This window comes from Streptomyces xylophagus (assembly GCF_000716435.1).
In the GTDB taxonomy this organism is placed as follows: domain Bacteria; phylum Actinomycetota; class Actinomycetes; order Streptomycetales; family Streptomycetaceae; genus Streptomyces; species Streptomyces xylophagus.
The window spans coordinates 1-528 of the sequence record NZ_JNWO01000127.1; the positions used below are offsets into that span (position 1 = coordinate 1).

1 pseudogene is annotated in these 528 nt (G+C 75.8%); it reads left to right on the forward strand.

The window, feature by feature from the left end:
* A pseudogene (locus OO70_RS50595) lies at positions 1-183 on the forward strand (DNA polymerase III subunit gamma/tau); the annotation flags it as partial.
* Positions 184-528 lie beyond the last annotated feature (345 nt).

Genomic DNA, 528 nt, shown 5'->3' on the forward strand with positions numbered 1-528 from the left:
ACCCAAGCCCAACCCCCCGCCGCCCCCGCCCCGGCGCCGGCGCCGGCGCCCCGCACGGTGTCGGCCGAGGACGACACCCCGGAGGACGACGACCCCGACCTCGACGAGTCGGCCCTCTCCGGCCACGAACTGATCGTGCGGGAGCTGGGAGCAACGGTGATAGAGGAGTTCACGAACGAGTAGCCGCCCCCGCCTCCTCACCCCGCCTACCCCGATGCCCCAGGGGCGCGGGGCTGTGTCGATATGCGGCTCCGCCGCGCGGGCGCGACAAGCCCCCACCCACCTCCGCCCCGGCCGCAACTCCGCTCCCGCCACCCACCGACCCCCACCCCGATGCCCTCAGGGGCGCGAGGAACTGCGCGACCAGCCCCCACCACCCGCACCCCGCACACAACCCAAGCCACCCACCCCCGGACCCGGCCGTAACCCCGCTCCCGCCACCGACCGACCCCCACCCCGATACCCCAGGGGCGCGGGGAACTGCGCGACCAGCCTCCACCCACCCGCACCCCGCAACCAACCCAAGCC